Origin of the sequence: Arthrobacter sp. W4I7, from assembly GCF_030816215.1 — a bacterium.
Classification (GTDB): domain Bacteria; phylum Actinomycetota; class Actinomycetes; order Actinomycetales; family Micrococcaceae; genus Arthrobacter; species Arthrobacter siccitolerans_A.
The window spans coordinates 1,343,520-1,360,167 of the sequence record NZ_JAUSXU010000001.1; the positions used below are offsets into that span (position 1 = coordinate 1,343,520).

The 16,648-nt window shown below is 67.1% G+C and carries 10 protein-coding genes; 7 read left to right on the forward strand and 3 right to left on the reverse strand.

The features are described 5' to 3' along the window. Nucleotides 1–317: 317 nt before the first annotated feature. Entirely contained in the window at nucleotides 318–1,028 is a 711-nt protein-coding gene (locus QF047_RS06245) for a 3'-5' exonuclease (protein WP_307274909.1), read from the reverse strand. 63 nt (nucleotides 1,029–1,091) lie between these two features. Here QF047_RS06245 and QF047_RS06250 point away from each other — a divergent pair, with 63 nt between their 5' ends. From QF047_RS06250 to QF047_RS06260, 3 genes are all read left to right on the forward strand, one after another. Next, nucleotides 1,092–1,508 (forward strand): MGMT family protein, encoded by a 417-nt coding sequence (locus QF047_RS06250; protein ID WP_306634527.1) that lies wholly within the window; start codon nucleotides 1,092–1,094, stop codon nucleotides 1,506–1,508. A gap of 104 nt (nucleotides 1,509–1,612) precedes the next feature. Continuing rightward, nucleotides 1,613–4,861: an ATP-dependent helicase gene (locus QF047_RS06255; RefSeq protein ID WP_373427795.1), complete on the forward strand. Its 3,249-nt coding sequence runs from the start codon at nucleotides 1,613–1,615 to the stop codon at nucleotides 4,859–4,861. Next, nucleotides 4,858–8,397: an ATP-dependent DNA helicase gene (locus tag QF047_RS06260; protein WP_307274915.1), complete on the forward strand. Its 3,540-nt coding sequence runs from the start codon at nucleotides 4,858–4,860 to the stop codon at nucleotides 8,395–8,397. Before QF047_RS06255 ends, QF047_RS06260 begins: the two co-directional genes overlap by 4 nt. Here QF047_RS06260 and QF047_RS06265 read toward each other — a convergent pair. Further along, nucleotides 8,394–9,668: a macrolide 2'-phosphotransferase gene (locus tag QF047_RS06265; RefSeq protein ID WP_306634523.1), complete on the reverse strand. Its 1,275-nt coding sequence runs from the start codon at nucleotides 9,666–9,668 to the stop codon at nucleotides 8,394–8,396. The two genes, QF047_RS06260 and QF047_RS06265, sit on opposite strands and share 4 nt — an antisense overlap. 152 nt (nucleotides 9,669–9,820) lie before the next feature. Here QF047_RS06265 and nudC point away from each other — a divergent pair, with 152 nt between their 5' ends. The 3 genes from nudC to QF047_RS06280 are packed head-to-tail and all read left to right on the forward strand — an operon-like array spanning nucleotide 9,821 to nucleotide 13,686. Beyond that, the gene (gene nudC, locus QF047_RS06270; protein WP_306634522.1) at nucleotides 9,821–10,843 is read left to right on the forward strand and encodes an NAD(+) diphosphatase; all 1,023 of its coding nucleotides are present in this window, start codon (nucleotides 9,821–9,823) and stop codon (nucleotides 10,841–10,843) included. Between the two features lie 57 nt (nucleotides 10,844–10,900). Next, on the forward strand, nucleotides 10,901–13,033 hold the full coding sequence (locus QF047_RS06275; RefSeq protein ID WP_306634521.1) for an ATP-dependent DNA helicase UvrD2: 2,133 nt from the start codon (nucleotides 10,901–10,903) through the stop codon (nucleotides 13,031–13,033). Beyond that, complete coding sequence (locus tag QF047_RS06280; RefSeq protein WP_306634520.1) at nucleotides 13,030–13,686, forward strand: M48 family metallopeptidase; 657 nt, start codon at nucleotides 13,030–13,032, stop codon at nucleotides 13,684–13,686. Before QF047_RS06275 ends, QF047_RS06280 begins: the two co-directional genes overlap by 4 nt. 6 nt (nucleotides 13,687–13,692) lie before the next feature. Here the strand turns inward: QF047_RS06280 and QF047_RS06285 are convergent, their stop codons facing one another. Then, nucleotides 13,693–15,168 carry a zinc-dependent metalloprotease gene (locus tag QF047_RS06285; protein WP_306634519.1) on the reverse strand — a complete coding sequence of 492 codons (1,476 nt, stop codon included), beginning with the start codon at nucleotides 15,166–15,168 and terminating at the stop codon, nucleotides 13,693–13,695. Between the two features lie 136 nt (nucleotides 15,169–15,304). On the opposite strand from QF047_RS06285, the gene QF047_RS06290 reads away from it, so the two are divergent. After that, nucleotides 15,305–16,522: a PDZ domain-containing protein gene (locus QF047_RS06290; protein WP_307274919.1), complete on the forward strand. Its 1,218-nt coding sequence runs from the start codon at nucleotides 15,305–15,307 to the stop codon at nucleotides 16,520–16,522. Nucleotides 16,523–16,648 lie beyond the last annotated feature (126 nt).

Genomic DNA, 16,648 nt, shown 5'->3' on the forward strand with positions numbered 1-16,648 from the left:
GTCACTTTCATTGAGTCATAAGTCAACCGGGCCGCAAGGCTGCGCTGGTGGCGCCTGGCACCTGCCCGGTGCTGGTCAAGCAAGGCCAGGGCAGGGGTGACCGCAAAACTTTATTGTCTCACTTCGCACTTTTGCACCTGTTAGGTGAAGAATCCAAGCTCCCGGTCTCAATCCTTCCGAATTAACTTCGGAGAAACCGTCCCATCGGCGGGCCAGGACGCTGACCTGTTGCCGACTTATCGAATCAACCCCTGAAAAAATCAGCCCACTTATTAAGCGATGTGACTGATATCTCCCGAGGAAATTGGCTGGCCCGGCTAGAAGCCTCCGGTGCTGGCGTCCTGCGGCGGAAGCACCGGCCAGTCGCCCTCGATGACGGCTGCGGGCTTGGTTTTGCGGAGATAGTCCTGGAAATCAGCGGCCTGGCTCACGGCCCAGTCCACCTGCAGTTGGTGCAGTTGGCTGGCCGGCATGCTGAGTTTGGGAAACTTGCCGGCCATGGCGTCCAGGACCCGCAGGGTGGCCAAGGCATCGGCGGCAGACGTGTGGGCGTTATCCAACACCACACCGTACTCGTCGCACAAGGCCGTCAGGGTGCGCTTGCCCTTGCGGTAGCGGTCCACCTGCTTGTTCATGATGTAAGGGTCCAGGACCGGAAACCGGGTAAGTTGGGGCACCCCGTAGCGGGCCGATTCGGCTGCGAGCACCGTGAAGTCGTAGCTGGCGTTGAAGGCGATGACGGGAACGCCGTCGTCGAACAGGCCTTGCAGCACGGCCGCGAGCTCCTGCGTCACCTCGTGGGCAGGCCGGCCCTCACGCCTGGCTTGTTCCGTGGTGATGCCGTGGACGTCGCTGGCTTCGGTGGGAATTTCAACGCCGGGGTCCGCCAGCCACTCGTGCTCCGTGATGACGTCGCCCTTGTGGTCCACCACTGTGACTGATGCGGTGACAATACGGGCCGCACGCGAGTTGCGGCCTGTGGTTTCGAGGTCGAAGGCTGCGCGGGGAAGGGTGTTCCAGGTGCTCATGGTTCAACGCTAGCGGGGGCCACCGACAATTCCCGGGAGCGCCACTGCGGCTACATTGGATCAATGCGGATTGAGTATGTGGAGGCGGTACTGGCCATCGTGGGGCTGGTTCCGGCAGGGTCCGCAGTCTCCTACGGTGACGTCGCCGAACTCCTGGGATCGGGCGGGCCCAGGCAGGTTGGCTCGGTCATGAGCCACTATGGCAGCGGCGTTCCCTGGTGGCGGATCCTCAAGGCGAGCGGACACGCACCCGAGGGGCATGAAGCGGAAGCTCTCCGTCACTACCGCGAGGAGGGAACCGCCCTCCTTGGCTCCCATGAGGCGTACCTGCGGACGGGGGAGGGCTCCTGGCGCGTGGACCTGGCGGCCGCCCGGTGGGTGCCGGGGGATGGAGACTTTGAGCACATCGACACGATTGCGGCGGAGCTGGCGCGCGGGCTCCGGCAATTGTCGGTGGCTGATGATGGAATGTCGGCGTGACAGTAACAGTTCCTTTTACAGGTCCACTTGATGAGTACCGCGAGCAGGAAGATCCTGGCGCCGGCTTTGATGCCTTGCCCGGAGCAAGGCACGACGACGGCACTTTGCCCCGCGAGGCAGGGCACCAAGGTGCGCCAGGCCTTGCGGGGCTCAGGTTGCTGCCGCCGCGGCACCTCAACGCCGACGCCCCGGCACTGACGCCGGATCAACAGGCAGCCGTTGACGTCGCGCAGGGGTCCGGGCCTGTCCTGCTGCCGGGCGCGCCCGGAACGGGCAAAACCACTGTCCTCATCGAAGCTGCCGTCACCCGGGTTTTCCGTGACGGCCTGGACCCGGAACGGATGCTGATCCTGGCCCCCAGCAGGCTCGCTGCCGATTCCTTGCGGGACCGGTTCACGGCCCGGCTGGACAGAAGCCTCAGCACTACGCCCGCCCGGACCTGGGCGTCCTACGCCTTCGATGTGATCCGCCGGGCCAAAGCCGAGGGTGTGCTGCCCCTCGCCAGGCCGCCCCGGCTCCTCTCCGGACCGGAGCAGGACCTCATCATCAAAGAACTCCTCGAAGGCCACCGCCTGCCGGGACTCGAATTGCCCTGGCCGGAGGATCTTGCCGGGGCGCTGGAGACGCGCGGATTCCGCCACGAGGTGCGGCAGCTCTTCGACCGCGTCATCGAATCCGGCCTGACCGCCGGAGACCTCGCAGACCTTGGCCGGCAGTGCGGCAGGCCGGACTGGACGGCCGCCGCGGCTCTGTACGCGGAGTACCGCGACGTCCTTGACCTGCGGATGCCTGAGGCCTTTGATCCTGCGGGCATCATCACCGCCGCCCGCCAGGTGTTCCAGGATTCCCCGGATTTCCTTGCTGCGGAACGTGCGCGCCTGCAGCTGATCGTGGTGGACGACGTCCAGGAGGCCAGCCCCGCCGTCTTCGAGCTCCTGGCGGACATAGCCCGCCGGAAGGACTGCTACGTTGCGTCCTCGCCGGACACGGTGGTCCAGGGGTTCCGGGGGGCCCGGCCGGACCTGGTGGCTGAACTTCCGGGGCTGCTCTCAGCGGACGCGCCTGTCCTGGAACGTCCCCTCCGGTATGCCCACCGCCACGCCCCCGGGCTAACGGAAGCGTGGCTGGGCGTTGCCGGCCGCATATCCCAGCGCGCCGGCGGGCAGCTGGCCAGGCAGCTCGAGCCGCTGGGGGATAAGCCTCAGGGAGCGGTGGAAGCCCACCTCGTACCGTCCGCCGTGCACGAACTCCGTTATGTTGCCCAGCGGATCCTTGACCAGCACATCAACCACGGCCGGGACCTGGCCGAGATGGCAGTGATAGTGCGAAACGGGGCCCAGGTCAGCGAACTGCAACGGTATCTGTCCGGCCAGGGGATTCCCGTCCGTGTGCCGGTAGCGGAGTCCGCCGTCCGCGACGAAATAGCTGTACGGCCCCTGCTCGATGCGTTCGCCGTCGCCGTTGATCCCGGCCTGCTCACCCCGGAAACCGCTGTCTCCCTTCTGACGTCGCGTATCGGCGGTGCCACGTCCATCGAGCTGCGCCGGCTGCGGCAATCGCTGCGGCGCGAGGAGCTGCTGGGCGGAGGGGGACGCGCCAGCGACACCTTGCTGGTCGAAGCCCTCCTGGAGCCGGGCGCCCTGTCCACCCTTGGCATGGAGGGCCGGGCCGCACGCCGCACTGCACGCATGATCCAGGCCGGGCGGCAGGCCGCCGCCGAACCCGGTGCCAACGCCGAGACAGTGCTGTGGGCGCTCTGGAACTCCACCGGCCTCGCTGCTGCCTGGACAGAAACAGCGCTCGCCGGCGGACCGCACGGAGCACGCGCCGACCGCGACCTTGACGCCATGATGGCGCTCTTCCACACGGCGGAGCGCTACGTCGACCAGGTCCCCGGCGCCGGGCCGGAGCAGTTCCTGGAATACCTGTTGAACCAGGAGCTCCCCATGGACACGCTGGCGGCCAGGGCCCAAGTGGACGACGCCGTCGAACTGATGACGCCCGCCAGCGCAGCCGGCCGCGAATGGCCGGTGGTCCTGGTGGCCGGTCTCCAGGAAGGCGTGTGGCCCAACACCCGGCTACGTGGTGAACTTCTGGGCAGCACCCTGTATGCCGACGCGGTGGAGCACGGAGTCGACTATGCGCTCCAGCGGGACCCGCTCAGCCGGCTCCGGGACATCCGCTACGACGAACTGCGCAGCTTCTCCACGGCCGTGTCACGTGCCCGCGAACTCCTGGTTTGCACCGCCGTCTCCTCCGAGGACGATCAGCCGTCCTCCTTCCTGGACTATGCGGCACCGCTGGACCCGGGCCAGGAAGGCAGAAATTTCACACCGGTGGAACGTCCCATGACCCTGCGCGCACTCGTGGCCGAACTCCGGCAGTACGCCCAGCTGGACGGAAAACACGAGGCTGAGGCGGACGAAGCGGTGAAGGTTCTTGCCAGGCTCGCGGCTGCGGAGCCGCCCGCGGCCGGGGCACATCCGGACAGCTGGTGGGCACTTCCGCCGCTGACATCCTCCGCAGCCGTGGTCCCCCCGGGCGGAACCGTGTTTGTATCGCCGTCGAAGGTTGAGACGGTCCAGAAATCACCGCTTGACTGGTTCGTCCAGGCAGCAGGCGGTGAAGCGGCCACCGATTTCGCCAGAAGCCTGGGCACACTGGTACACGCGATCGCACAGGAGCTTCCGGAGGCGTCCGGGGCAGAGTATGTCGCCGAACTGGTGCGCCGCTGGCCTGCCCTGGGCATGAAGGACAACTGGGAAGGCCAGCTGGACTACCAGCGCGCTGAGGCTATGGTGCGCAAGCTTGCCCAATACGTGCTGGTTATGCGGAGCGAGGGCAGGAGCCTGCTGGGCGTCGAACAGGACTTCGATGTGGCCCTCCCGGATGTCGCTGTTGATGATGGCCAGGCCCGCGCAGCGGTCCTTCGCGGCCAGGTGGACCGCCTGGAAATCGACCGTGAAGGCCGGCTGGTGATCGTGGATCTCAAAACAGGCAAACGCCAGCCGGGCAAAGCGGAACTGTCCGCGCATCCGCAGCTCGGTGCGTACCAGGCAGCAGTACTCGCAGGTGGCTTCGACACGGGGGAGGACAACACCCCCACTATCCCGGGTGGGGCCGTGCTCGCCCAGCTGGGGACGGGGGCCAAGGGTCCGGGCATCCAGCAGCAGGAACCACTTGATCCGCAGGAGAACTGGGCCATGGACATGGTGACGGAGGCCGCTGCCGTAATGGGCGGCAGCGTATTCGAAGCGAGGCATGACCCCTCCAAGGGGAGCCACGGCGGTCATGGCTGCCGGCTGCCCGAAGTATGTCCTTTGTGCGTGCGGGGAAGGCAGGTCACGGAATGAGCCCGGATTCAAACGTGGACAGGCCGGGTGTGCCCGAACCGCGGTTCACACCGGAGGAGCTTTCCCGGCTGCTGGGCGAGAAGAACATCCCCACTCCGGAGCAGTCCGCCATCATCAGCTCGCCATTGGCGCCCCGGCTGGTTATCGCCGGTGCCGGTTCAGGCAAAACAGCCACCATGGCTGACCGCGTGGTCTGGCTCGTTGCCAACGGCTGGGTGCGGCCGGAAGAAGTCCTCGGTGTGACGTTTACGCGGAAGGCGGCGGGCGAACTGGCCTCCCGGATACGGGCGAAGCTGGCGTCCCTGCAACGGCTGGCCGGTCAGGATGGCGGGCGCCAGTTGTTCCCGGAGCAACCGGTCTCCAGCGATTCGCTTGAACCCAAAGTGTCCACCTACCACTCGTTCGCCAGCGGCATCGTGTCCGACTACGGGCTCCGGCTCGGCGTGGAACGGGACGTGGTACTCCTCGGCGGCGCGCAGGCCTGGCAGCTGGCCAGTGAAGTGGTGGAAGCCTACGACGGCGAATACACCCACTTCCGCGCAGCGAAATCCACGCTGGTCAAGGCGGTTATCCAGCTCGCAGGGGAATGCGCGGAGCACCTCCAGGAACCCGAGGACGTGGAAGCCTGGCTGATGGCGCGGCTTTCGGAGTTTGAGTCCCTGCCGTACATGGCGGACAAGAAGAAGAACCCTCCGCAGGCGGCGGCCGAGCTTGCCGGGATGCTGCGCACCCGGGCCAGCGTGGCAGACATGGTGGGCCGCTATGCGGCTGCCAAGCGGGCCCGGGGAGCCTTGGACTTCGGGGACCTGGTGGCGCTCGCTGCCAAGGTGGCGCAGGAGGTTCCGCTGGCCACGCAGATGGAGCGGCAACGCTACAAAGTGGTGCTGCTCGACGAATTCCAGGACACCTCGTACGCCCAGCTGGTGCTGTTCTCGCGGCTCTTTGCCGGCGGGCATGCAGTGACTGCGGTAGGGGACCCGAACCAGTCCATCTACGGGTTCCGCGGCGCGTCCGCGGGGCAGCTCTTCCACTTCGTCCGCGAGTTTCCCGTGCGCACCGGACCGGCGGATTCACCCGGGAACTGGGCTCCGGCGCCTACGTCCTACCTGACGACGGCCTGGCGGAACGGGCGGTCCATCCTGGCGGCGGCAAACGTGATGTCCGAGTCCCTGGGCAAGTCAGCCGCAGGGCGCGGACCGGCCGGCGGAAGCAGCACGCAAGGCGGAGGCGGGGCAGCAGCAGCGGACGTTCCGCCTCTCCAGCCCAGCCCGTACGCCGTCGACGGCACGGTGGTCCTGGGTCGGTTCGGGACCGATGTTGACGAAGCGGCCGCGCTGGCGGATGACGTCCTCAAATACCGGGTGACCGATTTTGAGCTGAAACCGGACGGTAGCCCTGTCCCGCCTGCCCTCGCTGTCCTGTGCCGGCGCCGTGCGCAGATGGAAACTGTCCGGCGCCAGTTCGAGGCGAGGGGCATCCCGTATGAAATCGTGGGGCTTGGCGGACTCCTGGACACCCCGGAGATCGTTGACCTCGTGGCCACCCTGCGTGTCCTTGCAGACCCCGGCCGGTCCGACGCGCTGATGCGGCTCCTGGCCGGTGCCCGTTGGCGCATTGGTCCGGCAGACCTGATGGCCCTGCGCGACTGGTCAAGCCACCTGGCACGGCGGCGCGGACAAGCCTTAGACCGGAGTCGTGACGAGCGGGCGGGCGACGAGCGGCCCGTTGACGGGCAGCCGGATGAAGGCACTGAGACCGTCCTTGAGGGGGACCTCACGGACGGTGCCAGCCTGGTGGAAGCCCTGGACTGGCTGCCCCGGGAAGGTTGGACGTCTGCTCACGGCCGGTCGCTCAGCGCCGCGGCCCGCGGCAGGCTTGCCGGCCTGTCAGCCGAGCTGCGGCAGCTCCGGGGCTACCTCGGCGATGACCTCACCACCCTGCTGGGTGAAGTGGAACGGGCCATGCTGCTGGACATCGAGGTGGCGGCCCGGCCGGGCATCAGCATCCACCAGGCCCGCCGCAACCTGGATGCCTTCCAGGACGCCGCCGCAGGATTCCTGCGGACCTCCCAACGGGTGGACATTCTGGCGTTCCTGTCCTGGCTGGAAGCTGCGGCCGCGGAGGAAAACGGCCTGGAAGCGCCGGCTGCCGACATTAACCGGGAAGCCGTGCAGCTCCTCACAGTCCATGCATCCAAGGGCCTGGAATGGGACGTTGTTTTTGTACCCGGGCTGAATGCGGGGGCCTTCCCCAGCGACCGCGACTCCCGCTGGAGCAGCGGGTCCGCGGCCCTGCCCTGGCCGCTCCGCGGTGACCGGGCGGACCTTCCCCAGTGGGACCTCGACCAGCCGGACCAGAAAGGCTGGCTGGACGCAGAGAAGGACTTCAAGGGTGCAGTCCAGGCCCACGGGGAATCGGAGGAACGCCGCCTCGCCTACGTCGCCTACACCAGGGCCAAGCACGTGCTGTGGGTATCAAGCGCAGCATGGGTCGGTTCCCGGGCGGGACGTGCGGACATGTCGCCGTTCCTCGCCGAGCTCGAGCCGCTGGCTAAAGTGGCGGACGGACAGCCGCAGGCAGCCATAGTCCATCCGGCGTCGCAGGATGAAGCGTCCCTTCCGGAGTCGAGCCCGCTCACCCTGGAAACAGAAGTTGCCAGCTGGCCCTACGATCCCCTCGAGGGGCCGGTGAATCCGCGGACCGGGTATCGCCTCCGCCTCTCCAAAGGGCGGCGGGACGCCATGGAGGCCGCCGCAGGCAAAGTACTTGCGGTGCTGGAAAACCAAGGACAGGAATCCCTGCCGGCCCTCGCGGGGGCAGGAGCTCCCGGCGGGGAACCGGCCGACGGCAAGCTTCTAAGCGGCGTGGCCCGGGGATGGGCACGGGAGGCGGCGCTGTTGCTGGAGCGCCGGTCTCGAAGGTCCGCCGGCCGCGATGTGCACCTTCCGGGCCATATCTCGGCGTCCACCCTGGTGGAGCTGCGGGAGGACCCCTCAGCAGTGCTTGGAAGGCTCCGCAGGCCAGTGCCCCGGGAACCAGGCATGTCAGCACGGAAGGGAACCGCTTTCCACGCATGGGTGGAGGAATATTTCGGTGCAGCGGGAATGCTTGACCTTGATGAAGCTTCGGGTTCCGATGACCACATCGATGCCGCGTATGACCTGGATGCCATGGTGGCTACCTTCAAGGCGTCCCCGTGGGCCCACCGGTCACCGGCATTCGTCGAAGTACCGGTGGAGACCCGCGTAGGGGATGTTGTTGTCCGTGGGCGTATCGACGCTGTCTTCCTGGACGCCGACGGCCGGTGGGACCTGGTGGACTGGAAGACGGGCCGCCGCCCCTCCGCCGCCGCGCTGAAAACGAAAGCCGTGCAGCTCGCCGCGTACCGGCTGGCTTGGGCGCGGCTGAAGGACGTCCCGCTGGAGGAGGTGCAGGCAGCCTTCTTCTACGTCGCGGACAATGAGGTGGTGCGCCCCCACGATCTCGGAACCGCCCAGGAGCTGGAGGGGATTGTGGGTGCTGCCCTTAGTTCCTAGGAACTGGCCTGGCTCTTTGCGGGGTCGATGATGGAGATCGCGGCGGTGGACGTATCGTCCGGCCCTCCGAACTCCCCGGCTCCCGTGCCTGGGTTGGACTGGCCCTGATCATGGCTACTGCCTGTTGCAGCCTCGCCGTCCCCAATTGAGCCGTCAGTCCCGGGGCCGGCCGCGGGCTCAGCCGGGATTGGGGTCACAAGGACCGCAGGCTGGACCGGGGCCGGGACGGGCACCGGCACCACCGTGACGGACGCGACTGAAGGCGTGGCGCCGGCGTCGGCCGCCCTGACCACAGGCACATTTCCGGGATCCCCGGCAACCGTTGCCGGCTGGGGTTCCACGCTGATCGGCTGCCCGCCGTACTCTTTAACGTCCCGATCGAGCGTGGCAAGCATCTCTTCCGCTTCGGCGATCATGCCGCTGTCCTCCGAGGCGATTCCCTTCACCAGGTACTGGGCCAGAGCGAATTCGGCGGACAGTGCCGCCCGGCGCAGGAGGTGGTTGTCAGGGGTGTCCCTGCGGCTGGCCGTGTAGGCATCCAGGACCGCATCCACAAAATCCTGCTCATTGGAGGCAACAAGCCAGGCGAAATCGTCAGCCGGATCCCCGATCCTCAAGTCAGTCCACCCGGTCACCGCGGTGACCCGCTGGCCCTCCACCAGGAGGTTGTCCTCGTGCAGGTCGCCGTGCACCACACTGGGGTTGAAGCGCCACAGCGACACGTCTTCCAGGGCGTGTTCCCAGCGCAGCAGCAGGGCAGGCGGGATCTTTCCGGTGGTGGCCGCCTGGTCCAGCTCGTTGAGCCGGCGCTGCCGGAACTCGTTGGGTGTGTAGCTGGGCAGGTCGGCGTTGCTGACGAGCGACCTCGGAAGGTCGTGGATGGCGGCGAGGGCCACACCGATTTCGCGGGCCAGGACATCCGGGCCGGCCGTGAGCTCCTCAACGCTGCGGGTGCTTCCGGCGAGGTGCGAGTACACAAACGTGCTGAGGGTCCCCAGACGTACACTGCCCGCCACGGTGGGCATGAGGAACGGAAGCTCGGCGCGGATGGCCGGGGCGAAGGCCCGCAGCACAAGAAATTCCGTTTCCAGCCGCGCGCTGGCTTCGGCATGACGGGGTGAGCGGACGCGCCAGCGCTTGCCCTCGGAATCGAGTAGCAGCGCGGAGTCGAAGTCGGCCGGATCATCCGGGGCAGAGCTAACGGCCGTCGGGGTCAGCCCCGGGACTGCCGCGGTTGCAACGGCTGCCAGTTCTATCGGTTTTCTTCTCACTGTTCCACGGTAGATTGCGTGCAGTCCAAGATACCGGTCCGAGGTCGGCGAGTCTTCGAATAGAGTCCAAAACAGGGGAGGACAGGCAGCCGGAAGCGGCTGGCGCGCCCGCCAAATATCAATTTGTCGGTCCCAGTCAGTACGGTGGACACATGAGCCATGCGGAGTCTGTAACACCGGTCCACCAGGGCAACGCTGTCCGGCTGCCGGCGAACCACCTGATGGAGACGGTCCTCCCCGTGCCGCCCGCGCTGGTTGACCGCGGTTCCGTGGCACGGGCGAAGCCGGGAATGGTGGAGGAGTTGCTCGCCGGGGCGGACACCATGGCGGTTCTCCTCTCCGGCCGGCAGGGGCTGATCCACAACGGCGGCCTGTACCTGTCAAAAGCCCGCGAACTGCACGCCGCCCTTGCCGCTGCGGATGCAGCGCCCCGGCTGACGGTCTACCTGGGCTCCGCCCTGCCGGATTCGGACCTCCCCCCTGGCACCGAGCTGCTGCTGTTCGTGCTGCCCGAGGCGGTGGAGCCCGGGACGGCCGGCATTCCGGGGGATGCTGTCTGGGCCGGGTTCCGGGAGGTTGCCGCCGGGCTCACCCCCACGCATACAGCACTTTTCGTCGAAGCCAGCGCCATCGCCAACTGGCACGACTCCCATACGCACTGCCCGCGCTGCGGATCGCCCACGGACATTGAAGCCGGGGGCTGGGTGCGGCGCTGCCCGGCAGATTCCTCTGAACACTACCCGCGCACCGACCCCGCCATCATCGTCACCGTCGTAGGTCCGGACGGCCGCCTGCTCCTGGGCGGCGGCGGGGCGCGTGATGCAAAGAACTACTCCACCCTCGCCGGATTTGTGGAACCGGGGGAGTCCCTGGAACAGGCCGTAGTCCGGGAAATTTATGAGGAAGTAGGGGTCAGGGTAACTGCCTGCCAGTACCTTGGCTCGCAGTCGTGGCCTTTCCCGGCCTCCCTTATGCTTGGATTTACCGCTGTCACCGAAGACGCCGAGGCAACGCCCGACGGCGTGGAGGTCACCAGGGCCCGCTGGTTCAGCCGGGAGGAACTCCAGGAAGCCGTGAGCGCCGGCGAGATCACCATCTCCAGCCGGTTGTCGATCGCCCGTTCCCTGATAGAGCACTGGTTCGGCGGACGGATTCAGGACCGGGCAGGGGCCTGAAGCTTTACTTATCCATCAGACTCCAGCACGCGGTAGTCGAGACGAAAAAGCAGCAAAGTGACTACACAGAATTTTGACGGCGCAGCATCCCTGGAGGACCGTATCCTTGGCGGCCTGGACGCCGAGCAGCGCGAGGTGGCCAGCACCCTCAACGGGCCCCTGTGCGTCCTTGCGGGTGCCGGCACCGGCAAGACCCGCGCCATCACCCACCGCATCGCCTACGGAGTCCATTCGGGGGTCTACACACCCCAGCGCCTGCTGGCCGTGACCTTCACGGCCCGGGCGGCGGCTGAGATGCGGAGCCGGCTGCGTGACCTCGGGGCCGGCAACGTCCAGGCCCGCACCTTCCATGCCGCGGCGCTGCGCCAACTGCAGTTCTTCTGGCCGCAGGCGGTGGGCGGGACGCTGCCCAACCTGCTGGACCACAAGGCCCAGATGATCGCCGAAGCTGCCCGGCGGCTGCGGTTGAGCACGGACAGGGCGTCCATCCGCGATCTTGCTTCCGAAATCGAATGGGCCAAAGTGTCCATGCTGACCCCTGCCAACTACCTCGAGAACGCGCAGGACCGGGGAACGCCCGGCGGCTTCGACCTCACGGCGGTGGCCAGGGTCTTCCAGTCCTACGAAGACGTCAAGACGGACCGCAACGTCATCGACTTCGAGGACGTCCTGCTGATTACGGTGGGCATCCTGCAGGAGGACGAGAAGGTGGCTGCCACCGTCCGCGAGCAGTACCGGCACTTTGTGGTGGACGAGTACCAGGACGTCTCCCCGCTGCAGCAGCGGCTCCTTGAACTGTGGCTGGGCGGCCGGGACGAGCTGTGCGTCGTCGGAGATGCCAGCCAGACCATCTACTCGTTTACCGGCGCCTCCCCGAAGCACCTCCTGGAGTTCAAAGCCCGCTACCCGCAGGCCAACGTGGTGAAGCTGGTCAGGGACTACCGCTCCACGCCCCAAGTGGTGAAGCTCGCCAACGATCTCCTGGCCGGCAGGCGCAGCGGCGGTCCCGTTGCTGACGCCGCCTGGGCCGCACCGCTGCAGCTGGTGGCGCAGCGCCCCGGCGGGCCCGTTCCGCAGTTCACCGAGTGCTCGGACGATGAAGCGGAAGCTGCCACCGTGGCGCAAAAGATCAAAGCACTGCTCGATGCCGGCACACCGGCCAGCGAGGTGGCCGTCCTCTTCCGCACCAACGGCCAGTCCGAAGCCTACGAACAGGCCCTTGCCGCCGCAGGCATCGGCTATCAGCTGCGCGGGGGAGAGCGGTTCTTCGCCCGCAAGGAGGTCCGCGACGCCATCCTTCAGCTGCGCGCCGCCACCCGGGCAGTCTCGGCGGAATCGCCGGAACCCCTTGGCCAGCTTGTGCGCGACATCGTGGCTTCCCTTGGTTACACCGACGCACCACCCCACAACGGCGGCGCACTGCGCGAACGCTGGGAATCCCTGGCGGCGCTGGTGGCCCTGGCCGACGAACTCGTCCAGTCGCGCGGCCCGGAGTTTGGCCTGGCTGAATTCGTGAACGAACTTCAGGAGCGGTCCCTGGCCCAGCACGCGCCTACGGTGCAGGGCGTCACCCTGGCGTCCCTGCACGCGGCCAAAGGCCTGGAGTGGGATGCGGTGTTCCTGGTGGGGCTCAGCGAAGGGTTGATGCCCATCTCCTTCGCAGACTCGCCCGAATCCGTCGATGAAGAACGGCGGCTCCTGTACGTAGGCATCACCCGTGCCCGCGAACACCTCTCACTCTCCTGGTCCACGGCCCGGACCCCGGGCGGCCGGGCCAACCGCAAGCCGTCCAGGTTCCTGGACGGGCTGCGCCCTGATTCGGTGGCCAGCTCAAGCGCCCGCGGTAAAGGGCCCGCGCCGCGCCGCAAGGCCGCTGCGCCGGCGGTGTGCAGGGTTTGCGGGAGCATGCTCGGCACGGGAGCGGAGCGCAAGGTGGGGCGCTGCAACTCCTGCCCGCCGAGCTATGAGGAACAGACTTTCGAGGCCCTCAGGACGTGGCGCCGTGAGACCGCCCTGTCCGCCGACGTTCCTGCCTTTGTGGTGTTCACCGACGCCACGCTTACAGCGATTGCCGAGGCCAAGCCTTCCTCACTGGAGGAACTTGCCGCGCTTGCCGGAGTGGGACCGTCCAAGCTGGAACGCTACGGCGAAGACGTCCTCCGGGTCCTGCTGGAAAGCACCTCGCTATGATCACCACAGCGGACGGCGCTCCCGTCGAGGTCCGCCGCTCCGCCCGCCGAACACGGACCGTTGCCGCTTTCTGGGAGAACGGGACGGCCGTGGTGGCCATCCCGGCACGGTTCACCGCCGCCCAGGAAAAGGAATGGGTCCAGCGGATGCTCGCCAAGCTGCACAAGCAGGGGGAACGCCGCACCGCTTCCGGCCGGAAGCGGCCAGCCTCTGACGCCGCCCTGGCCGCCCACGCCGCCCAGCTGTCCGAACGGTACCTCGGCGGGCGTTCGAGGCCTGCGTCAGTTCGCTGGGTCAGTAACCAGAACTCGCGCTGGGGTTCGGCCACCCCGGCCGAAGGCACCATTCGCCTCTCTGACAAGCTTCGTCCCATGCCCCAGTGGGTCATCGACTACGTGCTGCTGCACGAGCTGGCTCACCTCCTGGTGGCAGGGCACAACGCTGCCTTCTGGAAGCTGCTTGAGGCCTACCCCGAGACGGCGCGCGCGAAGGCCTTCCTGGAAGGTGTGTCCTTCGCCATGGCGCGCGGTCTCAAGGACGCCGGAGCACCCGATGTGCCGCACACCGCCCGGCCAGGGCAGGAACCCTGGCCCGACGAAAACTGGCCCGACGAAAACTGGCACGGCGAAAGCTGGCCCGGCGACGCCGACTAGGCCGGCTTAGCTTTTCGGCCCGCCGTCCTCGCCCTTCTGGTCGTCCTGGCTCTGGTTTCCGTCAGCCTGGCCGCCGCCGGCCGTCCCGCCGCCGGCCGTCCCGCCGTCGGCCTCTTCCGTCCCGGCCGACGGGGACTCGTCAAACCCGCCGCTCAGGAGCTTCTGCAGGGCGTCGTCCACTTCGCTGTCACTTGCCTCGGCCAGCTTGCGGCGTCCGCTGAAACCCTTTGGATCGTCCAGGTCCTCGGCGGTGGGCAGGAGATCGGGGTGGTGCCAGATCGCGTCGCGGCCCTCGATGCCGCGCTCTTCCTTCAAGGTGGCCCAGAGGGTTGCGGCGTCCCGCAGGCGGCGGGGGCGAAGCTCGAGCCCCACCAGGGCAGCGAAGGCGTGCTCCGCGGGCCCGCCAGTGGCCCGGCGGCGCCGCACTGTTTCCCGCAGCGCGCCGGCGGAGGGCAGCAGCTTCTCCGTGGCCGCGGCCGTGAGCTCGTCCACCCAGCCTTCCACGAGGGCCAGCGCCGTCTCGAGTTTCTCCAGTGCCTGGTCCTGCGCAGGAGTCCGCTGGGGCATAAACACGCCCTGCGACAGGGCTTCCTGGATGCCCTCGGGATTGCTGGGGTCCAGGTCCCGGGCCAGCTCTTCAATGCGGGAGGTGTCGATGTGGATGCCACGGGCGTAGGCCTCGATGGCGCCCAGCAGGTGGCCGCGCAGCCACGGGACCTGCACGAACAGCCTTGCGTGGGCAGCTTCCCGGACGGCGAGGAAGAGCCGGATGTCGTTTTCGGGCAAGGAGAGCCCTTCCCCGAAGGCGGTGATGTTGACGGGCAGCAGGGCCATTTCAAGGTCGGCCAGGGGTACGCCGATGTCGGTGGAACTGACCACGTCCTGGGAAAGGGCGCCGATGGCTTGTCCCAGCTGCATGCCGAAGATGGCACCGCCCATGTTCTGGAGCATGGACGAGGCCCCGCCCATCATCGACTTCATCTCTTCGGGCATCTGCTCGGTCATGGCAGAGGACAGCGCATTGGCGATGCTGTTCGCCACCGGCTCGGTGAGCCGCTTCCAGGTGCCCAGCGTGGCCTCGACCCATTCCGCACGGGACCATGCCCGGCCGATCAGGCCCGTAGCGGGAAGGTCTGTGACGGGATCGAGCCACAGTTCGGCGAGCCGCAGGGCCTCGTCCACTTCGCGGGACTGCTGCGAGGTAACCGACGGATCGGCACTCGCCGCTGCAACGCGTCGGGCGTTCTCGTGGGCAAGCTGCCAGTTCACTGGCCCCTCGGACGGTGCGCTCATCATGGCCTGCACCTGGGAGAACATCTGGGCCAGCAGATTCGGGTCGTTGGGAAGGCCGGCTGCCTTGGCGAGTTCGGCCGGGTCGAAATTCTCCATCCCCTTGCCGCCCATCAGGTTTTGCAGCATCTCGGTCAACGGGTCCTTGGGGGTATCGTCGCCGTTAGACGGATTAAGTGGGTTGGAGGTCATGATCCCGCCGATCGTCGGTGTGACTGGTGCTCAACCTTCACGCTACCCCGGTCCCGGTCGGCTGTCTGCCGCACTTCGTTACCGTTCGCTGTGGGCAAAGAACTGGAGCAGCCGGGCACCGCGTAGTGTTGGTTCAGTGACTACAACCCGTGGCAGCCACCCTTCAGAGGACCACGCTGCCGAGCTCCAGTCCCGCCCCTGGCCTGAGGAAACAGTAGAGCCTGGCGCCGGCCGTGAACCCGTCAGCGCGCCAGCCGGCCCATGGGCTCCGCCAACGGAAACGGGACTCACCGAACCAGGCCGCCGAAATCCCAAGGTCTCCGCCATGATGGTGGCCGGCATGGCTGCCCTTGGGCTGGGAATCGCGGCGGGCACCCTGCCGGTGCCCTATGTCATTGAATCGCCCGGCCCCACCTTCAACACCCTGGGCCAGAGCCAGGGAAGCCCGGTCATCAGCGTCACCGGCCAGGAAACGTATCCGGCGGCGGGAAACCTTGATCTGACCACCGTCTACGTCGACGGCGGCCCCAGCGGGCCCGTAAGCATCCTGGGGGCTTTCTCTGCGTGGCTTGACCGTTCGAAAGCGGTGTACCCGGAAGAGCTGATCTACCCTGCTGGTACCACCAAGGAGGAGGCCAATGAGCAGGGCACGGAAGCCATGGCCACTTCCCAGGAAAACGCGGTGGCTTCAGCTTTGAAGGAACTGGACATTCCGTTTGGGCAGCAGCTGCAGGCTGCAGGCTTGTCAGACAGTTCCGCCGCCGCCGGGAAGATCGAGCCGGGGGACATCCTGAGGACGATCAACGGCAAGGAGATCACCTCCCTCAGCGTGATTCAGGGAGAACTGGCGGCAGGAAAAGGTGCTCCCGCCACCGTGGTGGTGGAACGGGACGGCCAGATGGTTTCAACGGAGATCGCTCCCAAGGACAACGGGGCGGGCCGGTTCATCCTTGGCGTGATGCTCAAGTACCGGTTCACCTTCCCCTTCCACGTGCAGATTGCCTTGGACAAGGTGGTCGGCCCCAGCGCCGGACTCATGTTCTCGCTCGGCATTATCGACACCGTCACCCCGGGTGACCTCACCGGCGGAAAGCACTTTGCCGGGACGGGAACCATCTCCCCGGACGGCACTGTCGGACCCATCGGCGGCATCGGGCAGAAGATGCAGGGGGCACGCGCCGGGGGAGCCACACTGTTCCTTGCCCCCGCTGCGAACTGCGGGGAAGTGGTGGGGCATGTTCCGGACGGCCTGCAGGTGGTCAAGGTTGAGAACCTCGCAGAGGCGAGGGACGCCGTCGAACTTGCCGGCTCCGGCCAGGACACGTCCGGCCTCCCGGCGTGTACAACCAACTAGACTGTGCAGGAACTAAGCTCTACCGCCACTCGTGGCAATTATGACGGCTGAACCAGCGTTTGACCGGTAAGGACGTCGCTCGCACGCACGCTTCGAATCATCTGACCGACCAGCTATGAGGTACCG

Bases quoted from the DNA above. Each gene is read 5' to 3' on its own strand.
- QF047_RS06245 (WP_307274909.1), bottom strand. From the start codon at position 1,028: ATGAGCACCTGGAACACCCTTCCCCGCGCAGCCTTCGACCTCGAAACC.
- QF047_RS06250 (WP_306634527.1), top strand. From the start codon at position 1,092: ATGCGGATTGAGTATGTGGAGGCGGTACTGGCCATCGTGGGGCTGGTT.
- QF047_RS06260 (WP_307274915.1), top strand. From the start codon at position 4,858: ATGAGCCCGGATTCAAACGTGGACAGGCCGGGTGTGCCCGAACCGCGG.
- nudC (WP_306634522.1), top strand. From the start codon at position 9,821: ATGAGCCATGCGGAGTCTGTAACACCGGTCCACCAGGGCAACGCTGTC.
- QF047_RS06280 (WP_306634520.1), top strand. From the start codon at position 13,030: ATGATCACCACAGCGGACGGCGCTCCCGTCGAGGTCCGCCGCTCCGCC.
- QF047_RS06285 (WP_306634519.1), bottom strand. From the start codon at position 15,168: ATGACCTCCAACCCACTTAATCCGTCTAACGGCGACGATACCCCCAAG.